The organism is Rahnella sp. BIGb0603 (assembly GCF_024808755.1).
GTDB classification, from domain to species: Bacteria; Pseudomonadota; Gammaproteobacteria; order Enterobacterales; family Enterobacteriaceae; genus Rahnella; species Rahnella contaminans.
Genome location: NZ_JANUEX010000006.1, coordinates 248,197 through 261,234, shown reverse-complemented (window position 1 = coordinate 261,234; position 13,038 = coordinate 248,197). Strand labels below are relative to the sequence as shown.

The following is a 13,038-nucleotide window of genomic DNA, read 5'->3' as shown; positions in this document are numbered from 1 at the left end:
AATACATCATTCAAGCGGGCAAATCACTATGAACAACGCATTATCTCTGGCTTTCCACTATATCCGGGCATTTATCCTGATATACCTCTGTCTGTTCGCCGGGAACGCGATTTCATCTCTTTTACCGATCACTATTCCCGGCAGCATCATCGGGATGCTGATCCTCTTCGGGCTGCTTTCCACGCAAATTCTGCCGTTTAAATGGGTCAAACCGGGCTGCAATGTTCTCATCCGTTATATGGCGTTGCTGTTCGTGCCCATCGGCGTCGGGGTGATGAATTACTACGAACAGCTGCGGACACAGTTCGGTCCGCTGGTGGTGTCTTGTCTGGTGAGTACGATTATTGTGTTGCTGGTCGTCGCCTATTGTTCCCACTATATTCATGGCGATCGCGGTGCGGTGACTGACAAGGCGGAGAAGAAAAATGATTGATATTCTGTGGTCACTTCCGCTGACGCTGCTGGTGTTTTTCGCTGCACGCAAGCTGGCAATCAAACTCAAAATGCCGTTACTCAATCCGCTGCTGATGTCGATGGTGATTATCATCCCTCTGCTGCTGGTCATGAATATCCCTTACACGCGCTATTTTGCCGGCAGTAAAATTCTCAACGATTTGCTGCAACCCGCCGTCGTCGCGCTGGCGTTTCCGCTTTATGAGCAACTGCACCAGATCCGCGCGCGGTGGAAATCCATCATCAGCATCTGTTTTATCGGCAGCATCGTGGCGATGACCACCGGTACTGCAATTGCGTTATGGATGGGGGCGACGCCGGAAATTGCCGCGTCTGTCATGCCTAAATCCGTCACCACGCCGATTGCGATGGCCACCGCGCAATCCATTCACGGAATTCCGGCCATCAGCGCCGTGTGCGTTATCTTTGTCGGGATCCTGGGTGCAGTCTTCGGCCACAGCATTCTGAATGTTCTGAAGATCACCACCAAAGCCTCACGCGGTCTGGCGATGGGCACCGCCTCTCACGCACTCGGCACCGCACGTTGCGCAGAAATGGATTATCAGGAAGGCGCGTTCAGTTCGCTGGCGCTGGTGATTTGCGGGATTATCACCTCCCTCCTCGCCCCGTTCCTGTTCCCCGTCCTGCTCGCCTTATTGGGTCATTAGGCCGTTTCATTGATCACCTTTTCCCCGAAATAGTCCGGATTGGATCGAGGCGGCAACTGAACGAATCCCCGGGAGCATACAATAAGTATGTGACCGGGGTGAGCGAAGGCTCCAGCGCTGAGCCAGTTCGGAATAGGAAGAGGAAGAGGAAGAGGAAAAAGCGTATGTCACTTCAACCTTAGAAAAAGTGACATACAAAGCTGAAGGTACCCGGTTTAAGTACAATCAGAAAAGGGCCTGCGTGTCTGCTTTAGCCACAGACGGCAGTCGATAACGAAGAGAGTAAGCGGGCGCGTCAGGAGACGCGCCGGAAGAATTACGAATTCATCTGGAACAGGGACATCCCCTGCATGGCGCTGTAGGTTTTGTAAGAGGCCTGAAGCGCGACCTGTTGCAGCGTGTACGTCGAAATTGCGGATGTCCATTCGGTATCGACCAGATTACTGAGTTTGGTCGAGTTTGCCACTTCGCGGTTATCTCCGAGCGTATCCAGGTTATCCAGTTCGCTCATCTGGGTACCCAACTCTGAACGCACAGACAGCACGTTGTTGAGTGAGTTGCTCAGCCCGCGGTTGGCTTTGTCGATCGCATCTGAATATTCTGTATCAGAGGTGTAATCCGCAGAAGGTGTTTTCAGCGCAGTCAGCGCACCGTCGATGGTTTTGAAAATATCGGATTCGCTGGCGGAGCCATCGGGTTCCGCTTTCGCATCGCCAGTCAGGGTATTGAAAACCTGATTACCGGTATGGCTGATGGTCATGGTACGGCTGGCATCAACCTGCTGGGTCAGCGCCGTTGTGCCACCGGAATAGGTTACAGCGCCCGTTGTCGCGTCCTGCGTGTACGGCGGCGTATCACTTTTGTAACCGGCAAAAATGTAACGGCCATTGCCGTCGGTGCTGTTTGCCAGGTTCAGTAACTGTGACTTCAGGCTTTCCAGTTTGGTCGCCAGAGAGGAACGGTCGTCGTCGCTCAGGGAACCGTCACCGGCCTGGACAATCAGCGTCTGCGCATCCTGAATGGTGGATGTCACGCTGCTTAACGTCGATTCTTCCTGACTCATACTCTGGTTGGCAAAGGTACGCGCCACGGAAAACTGGCTGTTTTCAGCCTGTGCCTGACGAACCAGAACGGCCTGCGAAGCGGCCAGCGGATCATCAGAAGGCTTGCTGACTTTCGAGCCGGTGGACAGCTGTAAACCGGTCGCCTGGAAACGGTTCTGACCTTCTAACACCGCGTTCATGTTCTGGTCGTAAATCATGTTGGTACTAAGGCGCATGGCATCAGTTCCTTATCAGTTCAAAGATCAGCGAATGTTGATGATCGCGTCAAAGATGGTCGAAGCCGTCTGCACAACCTGCGCGTTCGCCAGATAATATTGCTGGTAACGTTGCAGATCGCCGTATTCTTCATCGAGGTTAACCCCGGAGATAGACTGCTGTTGCGTGGTCAGTTGCGTCACGATATTGGCCTGCGCCGTGCTGGTGGTGGTCAGCGTGGCAACCTGGTTACCGACGTTACTCACCAGGCTGGCATACGCGCCGGTCAGGGTAGATTTACCTTCCACCAGTTTTGCGGTTTGCAGGTTCAGCAATTTTTGGGCGTTGGTGTTATCGCTGACGCCGCTGTCTGCTGCGCCTGCGGCGGCAATCAGGGAAGAATCATTGATAGCGACATTAATGCTGCCGGCAACGTTGCTCACCGTTTTGATGGTGATGCTGTCGTTAGTGGCTGGCGTTCCGGTGACGGAAACGGATAGGCCGTCAAAGTCCATCGTCGGATTACCGCTGCTGTCGGTGCCTGCCGTTGGCGTGATTTTTGCGCCATCGGAAACGCGGGTGACGTTCCACGATGTACCGTCGTAAGCCATGGTGTAATCGCTGGCTTTCACAGCGGTGGTGTCTTTATAAGCCACACTCACGTCCGCAGTGCCGGTGTTTTTGGTATTCGCCACCGTAGTTGCGCCGGTGAACGAGAAGAAATCTGTACCGGCGTCACCGTTGAGATCAAAACCGGCTTTGTTGGTGCTGTTGAAGGCATCTGCCATGGACAGCGCAAGCTGACCCAGCTGGTTGATCGCCGGTTCCAGGTTGTCTTTGCGGAATGCCAGTGTGCCACCGAGTGAACCGGTAGTCAGACGGCTTTCCTGAATTTGTGAAACCGTGCCATCAGGCTGGGTCATGCCGACCGTCAGTTTTGACGGATCCGCGCTGGACGGTATTGCCACAACCGTTTTCGACGTTCCGCCACTCACCAGCGGCGTACCGTTAGCAAAGGAAACGTTGTACGTATCACCGTCCTGCTGCGTGACGGTCACACCGGTAATGTCATTAAGCTGACTGACCAGTTGATCACGCTGATCGAGCAAGGCGTTAGGTTCCTGCCCGCTGCTGCCGCGCGTCGCGGTAATCTGGTTATTCAGCTTGGCAATCTGCGCCGCATAGGTGTTGATCTGATCAACGTTCTGCGTAATTTGCTGGTTAACGGCGGTATTCATGTCGCTCAGGTATTTCGCCGAACTGTTGAACTGCGCGGTTAAACCCTGCGCTTCACCCAAAACGGCCTGACGCGCCGAGCTGTCGCTGGCGTTGCTGGTCAGCGTTTGCAGGCCGGTAAAGAACGTTGCCATGGTGGCATCGATACCGGTCGAGCTGTCACCCAGCAAATCATCGATGGAGCTGGCCTGATCAAGCTGCGTTGACAGCGCACTGCCTGTCGCGCTCGCGCCCAGCAGTTGCTTGACGACAAAAGAGTTGTACTCACGGTTCACGCCCGTCACCGTCACACCATTGCCAATATACCCGGCAGACGTCGACGTCCCGTTGCTCTGAGTGATGATGGCAGTCTGGCGGTTATAACCGGCTACGCTGACGTTCGCGATGTTGTTGCCGGTGGTACTGAGCGCGGCCTGCGCTGCGTTCAGTCCGCTCATTGCGGTATTAATTAAGCTACTGGACATGAGTGACCTTTTGGCTGCCGGTGACTTTTTTACCACCGTGTAATTAAGGGAACTGAAACGGGGCTTTCCCCTTTTCCCATTCTTAACGTGTTATCGGCCTGTACGGCTAAAACTTGAGAAAAAAAACACGCTTTTGCGGCACTAAAAAATATCTTTTAAATCATGGCTGTAAGCTTTCACAGCCTGCTCGCCCGCGCCTTTGATTTTCTGGATCACACTCACCAGTTTTTCGGCATAATTCGGATCCGTCGCATAGCCCGCGCGTTGCAGTGCATGCGCGGCCTGTTCAGGCGTATTCGCGGACGCCACCTGGGCGTAGCGCGGGTTGTTGGTGAGCAGTTTGATGTAGTCGCTGATCGCTTCCACGTAAGAGCCGTAAACACGGAAACTGGCCTGAACTTTTTTCGCCACGCCGTTGGCATATTCCGTGGTAGTAATATTGGTCGTCGGGCCGTCCCAGCTGCTGCCGGCTTTGATGCCGAAGAGGTTGTAGCTGCGCTTACCGTCGGCGGTTGGAATTTCGCGCTGACCCCAGCCGGATTCCAGTGCGGCCTGCGCCACAATCAGCTGATGGGAGATGCCGCTGTCTTTACTCGCCACCTGCGCCGGAATACTCAGGCTGGAGACGAACTGGCCGCTGTCGGTTGGCAGTGGCGCGCCGCCGGTGGTGCGATCCGGCGCGGTCGGAATGACTTTGCGCAGATACTGTTCCATCGCCTGAATGGGCATGGTTTTCAGCACTTCGCCGTCGAGCGCCATTGGCGTTGTGCCCGCCAGTTCAGACGGCTGTTTTGAGCCGCCGGTCAGCTGTTCCACCATCATGTCGGCCATGCCCAACCCTTTGTCGGACATGTCCTGCGCAATTTGCTGATCGTACATCGATGTATAAAGCTTGGTGGACTGGTTATCGAGGATCCCGCCCTGCGGCAGCGCCTGACGCATGCTTTTCAACATCATCTGCACGAAGACGCCTTCGAACTGTTTAGCGACTTCTTTGATGTGGGCCTGCGGATCCTGCGAAACGTCCCGCTTCAGTTTGTTCAGGGAATTCGTGTCGTACGCCGCACCCTGCGGGTCAAACGCCCCTGACATCGACATCAGATCGCTCATCAGATAATTTCCAAATCAGCACGCAGGCAGCCGGCTGTTTTCATCGCCTGCAGGATGGACATCAGATCGATAGGCGTCGCGCCTAACGCGTTAAGTGTGCGGACCACGTTGTTCAGACTGGCGCTCGACCGCACCTGCTGAATAGAACCCCCGGACTGACGGACGGAAATATTGGTATTTGGCGTCACGACGGTCTGGCCGCCGCCAAATGGCGTATTCGGCTGGCTGACGTCGTTCTGGCGATCGACCACCACAGACAGATTGCCCTGCGCCACGGCGCAATTGTCGAGCGTCACATCGCGGTTCATCACCACCGAGCCGGTACGGGAGTTGATGATCACTTTCGCATCCATTGGCCCGACGTTGACTTCGATGTTCTGAATCTGCGCCAGAATGCGCACCTGCGAGGTATTGCCGCGCGGCACGATGACCTGAATATTGCGGGAATCCAGCGCCGAGGCAGACCCCATTCCCTGACGGTTAATGGCGTCGCTGACCTGCTGCGCGAGATTGAAGTCTTCATCATTAAGCTGAAGGTTAATCACGCCTTCGGTGCCGAAGGTGCTTGGCAGTTCGCGTTCAATGGTCGCGCCGCCGGTAATACGGCCACCGGAAACCTGGTTAACCGTTACGCTGCTGCCGCCGGCAGATGCCCCGGCACCGCCGACCAGCACGTTACCCTGCGCCAGCGCGTATACCTGATTATCGACCCCTTTCATTGGCGTCATCAGCAAAGTTCCGCCGCGGATGCTTTTGGCATTACCCATTGAGGAAACCACGACATCAATCGCCTGACCGGCGCGTGAGAATGGCGGCATTTTGGCGGTAACCATCACGGCTGCCACGTTTTTCAACTGCATGTTGGTGCCCGCCGGGACGGTGATCCCTAACTGAGACAACATGTTGGTCAGCGTCTGGGTGGTAAATGGCGTCTGCGTGGTCTGGTCACCGGTTCCGTCGAGACCAACGACTAAGCCGTAGCCGATCAGGGCGTTATCACGCACACCTTGTACCGTCGTCAAATCACGAATACGGTCGGCGGATGCGGGCAGTACCACCAGGGCGGACATCGCCAGACAGATAACACCGGAAAGGAATTTTCGCATGATTGCCTCGTTATAACGGCGATAAGTTTAGGAAGAACCGCTGCAACCAGCCCATGTTCTGCGCTTCATTGATGTAGCCGTTGCCCACGTATTCGATGCGCGCATCAGCCACTTGCGTGGAGATAACGGCGTTGGCACCGCTGATGGTGCGTGGGTTGACCACACCGGAGAACCGGATAAATTCGGTTCCCTGATTAATCTCGATTTGTTTTTCACCGACAACTTTCAGGTTGCCGTTAGCCAGCACTTCCGCAACCGTCACGGTCAGTGTGCCGCTGAAGGTGTTGTTGGCCGCCGCACCGCCTTTCCCGGCGAAGGTGTTGGCACCGCTCATATCGACATCGGCGCGCGCATTGCCGAACAGGCCTTCAAGATAGCGGGGCGCAGTGGCGGCACCAAAGGTGGTTGACCCGTTGCGGCTGGCGTTCGCTGAGGAGCTTTTGCTCGCACTCACGTTTTCCTGCAAGACGATAGTCAGAGTGTCACCGATGTTACGTGGACGGCGGTCTTCAAACAGAGGCTGATAACCATAGTTCATCGGCTGAACGGACTGGAAAATCGAACCGTTGGGAACCGGCGGTGCGGCAGGTGCAGGCGCGGCGGACGTTGCGCCGGGTACCAGCGGAGTATGGGGCATATACGCACAGCCATTCGCCAGTAACGTGACTAACAGTGGCAGCACCAGCTTGCCTGGTCGGTCTGTATAAGAAGTCATTACCGACGTTATTTTTTTGGTCACCACAGTTATCGCCTTAAAAAAATCGACCTGGTAGGGATCTGAACCGGTTCAGGGCAGAAGCAAATTTGCCCCTGCCCTCTTATTTTTCTTACCACCACAAAAAACTTACAGCTGAGAAAGTTTTTGCAGCATTTCGTCCGACGTGGACACCGCTTTACTGTTGATTTCGTAAGCACGCTGCGTCTGGATCATGTTGACCAGCTCTTCCGCCACGTTGACGTTAGAGGTTTCGACATAACCCTGATACAACAGGCCCGCACCGTTCAGACCCGGCGTGCTGTCTGTTGGTGCGCCAGAACTTTGGGTTTCCTGGTACAGGTTTTCACCCATAGATTCCAGACCGCTGTTGTTGATGAAGGTGCTCAGCGTCAGCTGGCCGACCTGTTGTGCGGCGGTCTGCCCTTGCACAGTCACGCTGACGATACCGTCACGACCCACGGTCATGCTCAGGGCATTCGCCGGAATGGTGATCGCAGGGATGATCTGGTAGCCGCTGGAAGTGACCAGCTGGCCGTTCTGATCAACCTGGAAAGAACCGTCGCGGGTATAGGCGGTGGTGCCATCGGGCAGCTGCACCTGGAAGAAACCTTCGCCTTTGATCGCGATGTCTTTACTGTTGCTGGTCTGCGACAGGTTGCCCTGTGAGAACAGGCGCTCGGTCGAAACCGGACGAACACCGGTACCGATTTGCAAACCGGAAGGCAGGTTCGTCTGTTCAGAAGACTGTGCACCTGGCTGACGGACTGTCTGGTACAGCAAATCTTCGAAAACCGCACGCTGGCGTTTGAAGCCGTTGGTGCTGACGTTCGCCAGGTTGTTGGCGATAACATCCATGTTGGTCTGCTGGGCATCCAGCCCGGTCTTCGCAATATATAGCGATGGGATCATGTCATTACTCCTCTGCCATCATCAGCTCATTGACAGCAGATTGTTGGCACTCTGTTCATTTTCATCGACGCTGTGGATGACTTTCATCTGCATCTCAAAGCGGCGTGCGTTGGCTATCATGTCAACCATGGTCGAAACCGGATCCGCGTTACTGCCTTCGAGTGTTCCGGGCATCACGTGAATGGTCGGATCGGCCTGCAATGTCGCGCCCCGGGCTTGCGCCGTCGCGGCGGTCGGACGGAACATGCCGTCGTCTCCGCGGGTCACTTCATTGCCAGCCGCCTTCACCAGTTTCAGTTTGCCGAGCTGCCCCATGGTGTTGGGATCAGCGCCGGCTTCCAGGACAGCAATGGTCCCGTCCGCAGAAATCGTGAGCTGAGACTGCGGCGGAACTTCGATTGGCCCGTTATCCCCCATCACCGGATGACCCTGAATGGTCAGCTGGTTGGTAGGTGAGACCTGCATGTCACCGTTGCGTGTGTACGCTTCAGTGCCATCAGGCATCTGCACCGCCAGGAAACCATCCTGCTGTAAAGCCACATCCAGCGGACGACCGGTGTAGTTAAGTTTCCCCTGAGTCATGTCTGCGCCCGGTGTGGACGCCGTGACCAGCGTACGCGTTTGCAGGCTTTCGCCATCCACCGGTACGGCGCGCATGGCTAAAAGCTGTGCGCGAAAGCCCGGTGTGGAAGCGTTAGCCAGGTTACTTGACGTGACCGACTGCTGAACCAGCGTCTGGCTGGCTGCGCCGCTCGCGGTGTAGATAGCGCGATCCATAGTGCTGCCCTGTTTTTAAGTCGCGCGTTAGCGCAGGTTAACCAACGTGTTCAGGATGGAGTCCTGAGTTTTGATGGTCTGCGCATTCGACTGATAGTTACGCTGAGCCACGATCATGTTGACCAGCTCCGCACTCAGATCGACGTTGGAAGATTCCAGCGCGCCACTGGTCATGGATGCCAAACCGCCCTGACCCGCGATACCGGTCACGGCCTGACCTGAAGAAGAGGTCGCCGTCCACACGTTATCGCCTTCAGATTTCAGACCTTCAGGGTTGGAGAAGTTACTCAGCACAATTTGTCCCAGTAACTGGGTTTTATTGTTGGAGTAAGTCCCGGAAATGGTGCCGTCGTCATTGATGGTGTAGCCGGTCATCTGGCCTGCTGCATAACCATCCTGATTCTGGGAACCGATGCTGTCGCTGCCGGTGCTCTGCTGAATACTGCCGGTGAAATCCAGAGACACGGTTTGCGGCGTCACCGTGCCGTTGGTGGCGGTGTTCATCGGCAATGTCAGTGCCAGACCCGCGTTGGCAGCGCCTGTTGCGTCGGTGGTGCTGACCAGTGCGCCACTGGTGTCGTATTTAAGAGAACCAATTTTGGCCGCCGTTGAACCTGAAACACTGCCGTCCTGAGCGTACACATCCCAGTTGTTCGCAGAGGTTTTCACGAAGTACAGGTTGTTATCGTGCGCGTTACCCTGTGAGTCATAGGTGGTGATGCTGTTGACGTAGTTGTAGCTGGTGTCATCGCTGCTGCTAAACGTTGCCGTGGTTGGCACGGTGTCGGTTGAGTTCAGGTTGGCCACCATGGTGGCTGCGGTGGTGGCTTTCGCGCTCATCATGGTGGTCGGGACGCTCAGTGCAACAGGCTGTGCGCCCGCCGCGATAGTTGGCGGTGTACCAGTCGCCGGGTAACCGGTCACGCTCAGCCCCTGCATGTTCACCAGATTACGGTTCGCATCGAGGGAGAACTGGCCATTGCGGGAGTAGTAAACCGCACCGCTGCTGTCGGTCAGACGGAAGAAACCGTTACCGCTCAGTGCCACATCCAGCCCGCGGGAGGTGTTGGTGGTGGTACCGTCGTTAAAGTTCTGTGTGACAGCGGCAACTTTTACGCCCATACCGGTCTGAGAACCGGCAAACATATCGGCAAAAGAGGCGGTGGCTGTCTTAAAACCAACGGTGGCGGAGTTGGCGATGTTGTTACCAATCACGTCGAGGTTGGTCGATGCCGCGCTCAGGCCGCTGACTGCTTGGGAAAAGCTCATGTTAGCTCCATTTTACTGTGTGTAGTGTTTGTAGCTCCTCCCCCTGAGAAGGGGGAGGTTGGGAGGGGATTTTGCAGGCAGCGACTGCGTTGCCATTCGGACCCCACCCCAACCCTCCCCTTCGCAGGGGAGGGAGCGGTCTGAGTGACTCTCTTACAAAATCTGGCGTACAGAATCGACAGTTGCGGTTCCGCGCACGCCCAGATCCAACGCGGTATTCCCGGATGAATCTTTGGTTACACCATTGACCAGCGCATAGTTCAGCGGTGTTGCCACCATTTGCTGACTGTTGTTCAGGGCATTGATGCTGAAGGTGTAGCTGCCATCCGGGGCTGCGGTGCCATCGTCCTGCGTGCCGTCCCAGGTGTAGCTGTGAACGCCCGCTGTCTGAGACCCCAGGCTGAGGGTTTTCACCACTTTGCCGGTGGAATCGCTGACGGTGGCGGTGACGCTGCTTGCCGCGGTTTCCAGCTCGAAGCCGAAGGGTGTGGTACTGACCGTGCCGTCGGTATCTTTGCCCACCAGGATCGCACTGCCGGAGACCATCACGCCGTGGCCAATCAGGGAACTGGCCTGAACGGAAGTGCCGCTGGAGATTTGTCCGGAGATGCCGCCCAGCGTGGTGTTGAGTTTTTCAATCCCGCTCACGGTGCTGATTTGTGCCAGCTGGCTGGTGAGCTGGCTGTTATCCATCGGATTGGTGGGATCCTGGTTTTTCAGCTGAGCGACCAGCAAGGTCAGGAAACTACTGGAGAGATCATCGGCCGAGCTGGTTCCGGTTGTGGACGTGCTGGAGCCGGTACTGGTGATCGTTGTGTTATCAGTGGTGTCATTAATCGACGTCGTTATAGACATATTTCGCTCCGCTATTGCCCCAGAGTGAGAGTTTTCATCATCAACGACTTAGTGGTGTTGAGCACCTCGACGTTGGCCTGATAACTGCGGGAAGCGGAGATGGTGTTGACCATTTCGCTGACCACATCTACGTTTGGCATCTGCACATACCCTTTCGCATCCGCCATCGGATTACCGGGCTCGTACACCATGCGCACCGGCGCCGGATCATCAACGATCTGCGCCACTTTCACGCCGCCGGTTTCCTGCCCCGGCGCCGCGTTCACCTGAAACACGACCTGTTTAGCCTTGTAAGGCTGACCATCCGGGCCGGTCACACTGTCGGCGTTGGCCATGTTACTGGCGCTGACGTTCAGACGCTGAGACTGCGCGGCAAGCGCAGAACCGGCGATATCAAAAATACCGAGCATCGACATAGGTTTTATCCTTGCAGCACCGACATCATCCCTTTAATTTGGCCGCCAAGGACGGTCAAATCGGTCTGATAGCGCACGCTGTTATCCGCAAAGTTGGTACGTTCACGGTCCATATCGACCGTGTTACCGTCTGCCGACGGTTGATCAGGGATCCGGTACATCAAATCCATGTCGGCGGGCGAAACGTTTGACGCCGCGATGTGGCGGTCAGACGTCAGCGACAAAGACATGCCGCTTTCACTGGCGCGGCCCTGCTCCATCACTTTCTGCAACTGACTGGCGAAATCGATATCGCGCGCCTGATACCCCGGGGTATCGGCGTTGGCGATATTGGCTGAAAGTATTTCTTGCCGCTGGGCGCGCAGGTTGAGCGCTTCCTGTTGGAACTGTAGTGCGGCGTTCAATTTGTCGAGCATGCGCCCTCCGCAAAGTGAGATTTTGGAGTCGACAGCATAAATGCGGGTGTCAACAACCGATCGTCTGAATAAGCGCAAAATCGTCCGCTATTTGTCCCTTTAGGAATTGCAAACTGAGGGTAGACTTGTCCCCAGTAGACTTTTCGCCGACACATCGGGCACAAAGGTAAATCGCGTATGAACAGGCTGGAACTCCGACGTTTAAGCATCACGCTGGGCTGCATTCTTCTGGGTCTGACATCCGGCGGCACCAGCTTTGCACAAAATGCGCTGGCCAAAAGCGTGCCTGCGTCGGCCAATAGCGATACACTACTGACCTCGCAGCTCCAGCAGTTCTTCCGTCAGCAATATGCCGACAGCGGAATGCAGGTGAAAGTGGTGGTGATGACACCTGCCGCGCGTCAGCCGCAGTGTTTATCGCCACAATTTATGCTTTCGTCTAACAGCCGCACCTGGGGAAATGTCTCGGTGGCGGTGAACTGTAACGGCCAGAAAATTTATGTGCAGACCAAGGTTCAGGTGAGCGGAACTTACTGGGTTGCGGCGAAAAATGTGCCTGCGGGAGCGCATCTGGCGCAAACGGATCTGGAAGCCAGGAACGGGCGTCTGGATCTCCTGCCGCCGAAAGCGATTCTTGACAGTAATCAGGCGATTAACGGCGTTACGCTGCGCAATATCAACATCGGCCAGCCGTTAACGTTGTCGATGCTTCGCCGTCCGTGGATGGTGCATGCGGGTCAGGAAGTGCAGGTACAGGCGACAGGCAGTGGTTTTAACGTATCCAGCGCCGGTAAGGCAATGAACAACGCAGCAGCAAATGAATCCGTGCGGATAAGAATGCCGTCAGGCGTAATTGTGAACGGGACAGTGGGCTCAGATGGGTCTGTGACAGTGACAATTTAGGTTGAATTGCAACCGTATTTGTAGAAAAAGCTGCAATTAAGGCTAAAGTTATTTCGCCACATGTCGATAACAAACGTATCAGAGTCGTCCCACGACGGCATTTTTAGGGTTTGCGTCACATTAAAGGCCCTGAATACCCTTACCGGAGAATATTTATATGGCTATCGATCGTACTCAAGGTGTTTCACCTTTAACTTCGATCCAGCAGCGTGATCCTTCTGAAGCTTCTGTTCAGAATACGCGCAAAGAAGACACTGTTTCTGGTACCACCACCAGCGGTACGGCGGTGACCCTGAGCTCAGCGCAAACGTCTCTGACTCAGTCAAGTGCGCAGGACATCAATACGGCACGTGTCGACGAACTGAAACAAGCTATCCGTGATGGCAAACTGACCATGGATACCGGCAAAATTGCTGATGCTCTGTTGAAGGACACGCAGGATTATCTCAAAGGTTTTTAAGCCGCAGACCCGGCTCGGA

The 13,038-nt window shown here is 55.5% G+C and carries 15 protein-coding genes; 4 read left to right on the top strand and 11 right to left on the bottom strand.

Annotated elements, in window-relative coordinates:
* Positions 1-28: 28 nt before the first annotated feature.
* Together M2403_RS17895 and M2403_RS17890 are read left to right on the top strand one after the other, a co-directional pair.
* The gene (locus M2403_RS17895) at positions 29-433 is read left to right on the top strand and encodes a CidA/LrgA family protein (protein WP_152326924.1); all 405 of its coding nucleotides are present in this window, start codon (positions 29-31) and stop codon (positions 431-433) included.
* Positions 426-1,121, top strand: coding sequence for a CidB/LrgB family autolysis modulator (locus M2403_RS17890; protein WP_165057925.1), 696 nt, complete (start codon positions 426-428; stop codon positions 1,119-1,121). The genes M2403_RS17895 and M2403_RS17890 overlap by 8 nt, the downstream gene beginning before the upstream one ends.
* Before the next feature lie 316 nt (positions 1,122-1,437).
* Here M2403_RS17890 and flgL read toward each other — a convergent pair whose 3' ends face one another.
* The 11 genes from flgL to flgB form a co-directional block, all read right to left on the bottom strand.
* Complete coding sequence (gene flgL / locus M2403_RS17885; protein WP_152326922.1) at positions 1,438-2,400, bottom strand: flagellar hook-associated protein FlgL; 963 nt, start codon at positions 2,398-2,400, stop codon at positions 1,438-1,440.
* Positions 2,401-2,427: 27 nt separating this feature from the next.
* On the bottom strand, positions 2,428-4,080 hold the full coding sequence (gene flgK, locus M2403_RS17880) for a flagellar hook-associated protein FlgK (RefSeq protein WP_165057929.1): 1,653 nt from the start codon (positions 4,078-4,080) through the stop codon (positions 2,428-2,430).
* Positions 4,081-4,221: 141 nt separating this feature from the next.
* Positions 4,222-5,190, bottom strand: coding sequence for a flagellar assembly peptidoglycan hydrolase FlgJ (flgJ, locus tag M2403_RS17875; protein WP_165057931.1), 969 nt, complete (start codon positions 5,188-5,190; stop codon positions 4,222-4,224).
* Positions 5,190-6,296, bottom strand: a complete 1,107-nt coding sequence (locus M2403_RS17870) for a flagellar basal body P-ring protein FlgI (protein WP_152326919.1) — start codon at positions 6,294-6,296, stop codon at positions 5,190-5,192. The genes flgJ and M2403_RS17870 overlap by 1 nt, the downstream gene beginning before the upstream one ends.
* Positions 6,297-6,306: 10 nt before the next feature.
* On the bottom strand, positions 6,307-7,011 hold the full coding sequence (locus M2403_RS17865) for a flagellar basal body L-ring protein FlgH (protein ID WP_208951823.1): 705 nt from the start codon (positions 7,009-7,011) through the stop codon (positions 6,307-6,309).
* Between the two features lie 129 nt (positions 7,012-7,140).
* Entirely contained in the window at positions 7,141-7,923 is a 783-nt protein-coding gene (gene flgG, locus M2403_RS17860) for a flagellar basal-body rod protein FlgG (protein ID WP_152326917.1), read from the bottom strand.
* Positions 7,924-7,944: 21 nt separating this feature from the next.
* Positions 7,945-8,700, bottom strand: coding sequence for a flagellar basal body rod protein FlgF (locus M2403_RS17855; protein WP_152326916.1), 756 nt, complete (start codon positions 8,698-8,700; stop codon positions 7,945-7,947).
* Between the two features lie 27 nt (positions 8,701-8,727).
* Positions 8,728-9,969: a flagellar hook protein FlgE gene (gene flgE, locus M2403_RS17850; protein ID WP_152326915.1), complete on the bottom strand. Its 1,242-nt coding sequence runs from the start codon at positions 9,967-9,969 to the stop codon at positions 8,728-8,730.
* 153 nt (positions 9,970-10,122) lie between these two features.
* On the bottom strand, positions 10,123-10,824 hold the full coding sequence (flgD, locus tag M2403_RS17845) for a flagellar hook assembly protein FlgD (protein WP_152326914.1): 702 nt from the start codon (positions 10,822-10,824) through the stop codon (positions 10,123-10,125).
* Positions 10,825-10,835: 11 nt separating this feature from the next.
* Complete coding sequence (gene flgC / locus M2403_RS17840) at positions 10,836-11,240, bottom strand: flagellar basal body rod protein FlgC (RefSeq protein WP_152326913.1); 405 nt, start codon at positions 11,238-11,240, stop codon at positions 10,836-10,838.
* A gap of 5 nt (positions 11,241-11,245) precedes the next feature.
* Positions 11,246-11,656 carry a flagellar basal body rod protein FlgB gene (gene flgB, locus M2403_RS17835; protein WP_104922288.1) on the bottom strand — a complete coding sequence of 137 codons (411 nt, stop codon included), beginning with the start codon at positions 11,654-11,656 and terminating at the stop codon, positions 11,246-11,248.
* A 177-nt stretch (positions 11,657-11,833) separates the two neighbouring features.
* On the opposite strand from flgB, the gene flgA reads away from it, so the two are divergent.
* Both flgA and flgM read left to right on the top strand, forming a co-directional pair.
* The gene (gene flgA, locus M2403_RS17830; protein WP_259230339.1) at positions 11,834-12,559 is read left to right on the top strand and encodes a flagellar basal body P-ring formation chaperone FlgA; all 726 of its coding nucleotides are present in this window, start codon (positions 11,834-11,836) and stop codon (positions 12,557-12,559) included.
* A gap of 157 nt (positions 12,560-12,716) precedes the next feature.
* Positions 12,717-13,019 carry a flagellar biosynthesis anti-sigma factor FlgM gene (gene flgM / locus M2403_RS17825; protein ID WP_152326911.1) on the top strand — a complete coding sequence of 101 codons (303 nt, stop codon included), beginning with the start codon at positions 12,717-12,719 and terminating at the stop codon, positions 13,017-13,019.
* Positions 13,020-13,038 lie beyond the last annotated feature (19 nt).

Bases quoted from the DNA above. Each gene is read 5' to 3' on its own strand.
- flgG (WP_152326917.1), bottom strand. From the start codon at position 7,923: ATGATCCCATCGCTATATATTGCGAAGACCGGGCTGGATGCCCAGCAG.
- M2403_RS17865 (WP_208951823.1), bottom strand. From the start codon at position 7,011: ATGACTTCTTATACAGACCGACCAGGCAAGCTGGTGCTGCCACTGTTA.
- flgJ (WP_165057931.1), bottom strand. From the start codon at position 5,190: ATGAGCGATCTGATGTCGATGTCAGGGGCGTTTGACCCGCAGGGTGCG.
- M2403_RS17895 (WP_152326924.1), top strand. From the start codon at position 29: ATGAACAACGCATTATCTCTGGCTTTCCACTATATCCGGGCATTTATC.
- M2403_RS17870 (WP_152326919.1), bottom strand. From the start codon at position 6,296: ATGCGAAAATTCCTTTCCGGTGTTATCTGTCTGGCGATGTCCGCCCTG.
- flgD (WP_152326914.1), bottom strand. From the start codon at position 10,824: ATGTCTATAACGACGTCGATTAATGACACCACTGATAACACAACGATC.
- M2403_RS17890 (WP_165057925.1), top strand. From the start codon at position 426: ATGATTGATATTCTGTGGTCACTTCCGCTGACGCTGCTGGTGTTTTTC.
- flgK (WP_165057929.1), bottom strand. From the start codon at position 4,080: ATGTCCAGTAGCTTAATTAATACCGCAATGAGCGGACTGAACGCAGCG.
- flgE (WP_152326915.1), bottom strand. From the start codon at position 9,969: ATGAGCTTTTCCCAAGCAGTCAGCGGCCTGAGCGCGGCATCGACCAAC.
- flgB (WP_104922288.1), bottom strand. From the start codon at position 11,656: ATGCTCGACAAATTGAACGCCGCACTACAGTTCCAACAGGAAGCGCTC.
- M2403_RS17855 (WP_152326916.1), bottom strand. From the start codon at position 8,700: ATGGATCGCGCTATCTACACCGCGAGCGGCGCAGCCAGCCAGACGCTG.
- flgC (WP_152326913.1), bottom strand. From the start codon at position 11,240: ATGTCGATGCTCGGTATTTTTGATATCGCCGGTTCTGCGCTTGCCGCG.
- flgL (WP_152326922.1), bottom strand. From the start codon at position 2,400: ATGCGCCTTAGTACCAACATGATTTACGACCAGAACATGAACGCGGTG.
- flgA (WP_259230339.1), top strand. From the start codon at position 11,834: ATGAACAGGCTGGAACTCCGACGTTTAAGCATCACGCTGGGCTGCATT.
- flgM (WP_152326911.1), top strand. From the start codon at position 12,717: ATGGCTATCGATCGTACTCAAGGTGTTTCACCTTTAACTTCGATCCAG.